General features: G+C 67.2%; 4 protein-coding genes. 2 read left to right on the top strand and 2 right to left on the bottom strand.

Features of this window, described 5'->3' with window-relative positions:
* Both G6020_RS12285 and G6020_RS12280 read left to right on the top strand, forming a co-directional pair.
* Positions 1-515, top strand: a 515-nt coding sequence (locus G6020_RS12285; RefSeq protein ID WP_194306127.1) for an IS3 family transposase, incomplete at its 5' end; no start/stop codon positions are given.
* A 28-nt stretch (positions 516-543) separates the two neighbouring features.
* Positions 544-2043 carry an IS1182 family transposase gene (locus tag G6020_RS12280; protein ID WP_182610822.1) on the top strand — a complete coding sequence of 500 codons (1500 nt, stop codon included), beginning with the start codon at positions 544-546 and terminating at the stop codon, positions 2041-2043.
* A gap of 337 nt (positions 2044-2380) precedes the next feature.
* Here the strand turns inward: G6020_RS12280 and G6020_RS12275 are convergent, their stop codons facing one another.
* Positions 2381-2662, bottom strand: coding sequence for a hypothetical protein (locus G6020_RS12275; protein WP_179524153.1), 282 nt, complete (start codon positions 2660-2662; stop codon positions 2381-2383).
* A 121-nt stretch (positions 2663-2783) separates the two neighbouring features.
* On the bottom strand, positions 2784-3665 hold an 882-nt coding region (locus G6020_RS12270; protein WP_182610829.1), incomplete at its 5' end, for a TerC family protein.

Genomic DNA, 3665 nt, shown 5'->3' with positions numbered 1-3665 from the left:
TCCGCACCTACGCCGGGTGGGTGTACGCGGCGTTCATCATCGACGTCTACTCGCGGATGGTCGTCGGGTGGCAGCTGTCCAAGAACCTCTACACCGACCTGGCCCTGGACGCGTTGAACATGGCGATCTGGCAGCGCACCCACGCCGGCGACGACCTGGGCGGGCTGATTCACCACAGTGACCGCGGCGTGCAGTACCGGGCGCTGCGCTACACCGAGCGGCTCGAAGAACAGGACCTGGTGGCCTCGGTGGGTTCACGGGGCGACTCCTATGACAACGCCCTCGCGGAGGCGTTCAACTCGCTGTTCAAGGCCGAGCTCATCCGCAACCGCCACAAGGGGCCGTGGCGAGACATCGACGACCTTGAGATCGCCGTCGCCGAGTACATCGACTGGTTCAACCATCGACGGATTCACGGCGAGATCGGCTACGTCCCACCCGCCGAATACGAAGCACAGCACGCGGCGGTCGTACCGTCACCCGAGCCCGTCGACGACCTCGTCGACGCCAGATAACCACCCTCTACAAAACCCGGGGCTTGACATGGCAGAGCATCGTGACCGCCTGTTCCCGGACGAGTTGTTCGCCGACCTGTTTCCCTCTGGCCGGGGCCGGCCCTCGATCCCGGGTGAGGTGATCGCCTCGGTGATCGTGCTGCAAGCCCTGTTCGGGCACTCCGATCGGGAGGCGGTCGATGCGTTGACATTCGACCTGCGGTGGAAAGCCGCGTGCGGGTACGCGGTCGATGCGAAGGGTTTCGACTCCTCGACGTTGACGTATTGGCGGCGCCGGCTGGCCGCCAGTGACCGACCGCAGCGGATCTTCGAGGTGGTACGCCAGGTCATCGCCGAGACCGGTGCGGTCAAGACCAAGACCCGCCGCGCCCTGGACTCGACGGTCCTGGATGACGCGGTGGCCCGTCAGGACACGATCGCCCAGCTCATCGCGCAGATCCGCCGGGTGGGCCGCGAGGTGCCCGGGGCGAGAGAGTTTATCTCCACCGAGTGCACCCGGTTGGCGGCGCTGTGCGGGCAGGACTACACCGTCGCCGGTAAGCCCCGCATCGCCTGGGATGACCAGGCTGCCCGGGACGAGCTCGTTTCCGCCCTGGTGGGCGATGCTCTGGCACTGCTTGAGGCTCTGGATGTGGAGGCGATCACCGCCGCCGGGGGCAGACCGGCCGAGGCGGTGGCGCTGTTGGCGTTGGTGGCCGGCCAGGACGTCGAGCCGGCCGACGGTTCTGATGGCACTGACGGGCGGTGGCGTATCGCCCGCCGCACCGCGCCGGATCGGGTGATCTCCACCGTGGACCCCGATGCCCGGCACGCCCACAAGACCCGACAACGCCGCCAGGACGGGTTCAAGGCCCACATCGTGGTCGAACCCGACACCGGCCTGACCACGATGTGCTCGCTGACCAAGACGAACGGCCCGGCCAACTCGGATGCTGCGGTCGGTGCGGGGCTGGTCACCGCCGATCCCACCATCGGCGCCGGCGAGCAGATCGAGGTGCTCGGCGATTCCGCCTATGCCAGCGGCGACATGCTGGGCACCCTCGCCGGTAAAGGATGGCTGCCCCTGGTTAAGCCGTGGCCGCTACGGCCCGCGGTCGAGGGCGGGTTCACCCTCGATGACTTCACTTTCGATGCGGCGGCGGGCACGCTGACCTGTCCCGGCAACATCACGCGACGGCTCTCGGCGAAGGGCAACGCCACGTTCGGCGTGGCGTGTCGTGGTTGCCCCCTGCGCCAGCGATGCACCACCTCAGCCGCCGGCCGCAAAGTAGAACTCGGTGAGCACCACCTGCTGCAACGCCAGCACCGCCAACGCGCCAGCGGCGAGGACTTCCAAACCGTCTACCGCCAGCACCGACCGATGGTGGAACGCTCGATCGCCTGGCTGACCCGAGGCGCTCGCCGCGTGCCGTACCGCGGGGTCGACAAGAACAACAACTGGCTCCACCACCGCGTTGCCGCCCTGAACCTGCGCCGACTGCTCTCGATGGGCCTGACCCACCAGAACGGAACCTGGGCCCTGGCCTGACCAGCCCGCCCGGGCGAGGACTCCCGCCCCGGCAGACCGCCGAACACGACCCGCGGCCACCGGCCAGATCCCATCTCCGGACCAGATACCTCAGCCCCCGCAGCCGCGAAAAAGCCACACCGCCATGCCCCCACCCCGCCCACCGCTCTCGCGGCCAAGATCACAGCTTGTTCAGCAGTCTCCTAGGCGGGATGGGGAGTGCACCGCACGTGCGGCCGTGTCTCCGACGCACCTCTGCCGATCGGCGCGAGACCGCACCCCGGAGGGCGTTCCCCGTGTGGCACTTCCCCACGCGGATCTCCCGGATAGCGCGTGATCGACCTGGTCAGGTGGACCCTTATGCGCTGTTGGTCGCGGCAAAGACGAGGAACGCCACGAACAGTGCTGCCAGTCCCAGACCGATGCCTATGACGGCCTCACGGTGGTTCGACGCCTCGCTTTGGTCCACTCGTTTCAGACCGACCCATCCACTGGCGAGGGCGACCACTGCGGCGGCGATGGTGATCGCACCGCCGATGAAGGGCACCAGGGAGGCCAGCGCGGCAATGATGCCGGCGACCAGCGAGGTGGTCCCGGCACCGTTGCGGTAGGAAGTTCCGGTGGAACGGTCTTCGGGCATGTGGTCTCCCATGCACTTTCGAGGTGACTGACTGGTTCTCGCAACAGACACGCCGAGACCGTCTCGAATGCTATCGCCAGCTGGCCTCGAGCTGCAGCACGAGTCCGCACAACTCGGCCGGTCACGACTTCTCGAATTCATCGGCGGAGGCTTCACTCCGGGCCCGCCAGAGGGGGTCGAGGGCGGCGTCCTCCTCGGCGGTGGCGACCCTGAAGGGGGGGTCGGCCGGCGTGGGCAGCCCCTGACGTTCCTGGCCCCTGGTGGCGCGCAGGCTGGCGACAACCGAGACGGTGAGGACTGCCGTGATGACCGCGAGGGAGATGGCGGTGGGGATGTAGAACACGTCGATCTTGAGCATCATCTTGATGCCCACCCAGATCAGGATCAGCGCCAGCCCGATCTTGAGGTAGACGAAGCGGTGGATGAGGTCGGCCAGCAGGAAGTACATCGCTCGCAGGCCCAGGATGGCAAAGGCGTTGGCGGTGAAGACCAGGAACACCTCGTCGGTGACGGCGAAGATGGCGGGGATGGAGTCGACGGCAAAGATGATGTCGGTGGTCTCGATGAGCACCAACACGGCCAGCAGGGGAGTGGCCATGATGAGCCCGCCCTTGCGGACCAGTAGGCGCTGGCCGTGGAAGGTGTCGGTCATGGGGATCAGGCGGCGGAACGCTGTGAGGACTCGTGACTGGTCGGGGTTGAGGTGCTCGTCGCGCTGGCGGATCATCCGGACGCCCGTGTAGAGGAGGAACGCGGCGAAGAGGTAGAGCACCCAGGAGAAGTTGGCGATCAGCACGGCGCCGCCGGCGATGAAGATCCCGCGGAAGACCAGCGCCCCGAGCACGCCCAGGAACAGCACGCGGTGCTGGAACTGGGCCGGGACGGCGAAGTGGGCGAAGATGATGGCCCACACGAAAACGTTGTCCACCGCGAGGGACTTCTCGATGAGGTAGCCGGCGAAGTACTGCTGGCCGAACTCGGCGCCCCAGAACGCCCAGATGAT

This window comes from Dietzia sp. B19 (genome assembly GCF_014145155.1).
GTDB lineage: Bacteria > Actinomycetota > Actinomycetes > Mycobacteriales > Mycobacteriaceae > Dietzia > Dietzia natronolimnaea.
Note: the sequence above shows the minus strand (reverse complement) of the source record. Positions and strands in the feature narration are given on the sequence as shown.

What these genes read in the sequence shown, in the direction of transcription:
- G6020_RS12280 (WP_182610822.1), top strand. Translation starts at nt 544, where the DNA reads ATGGCAGAGCATCGTGACCGCCTGTTCCCGGACGAGTTGTTCGCCGAC.
- G6020_RS12275 (WP_179524153.1), bottom strand. Translation starts at nt 2,662, where the DNA reads ATGCCCGAAGACCGTTCCACCGGAACTTCCTACCGCAACGGTGCCGGG.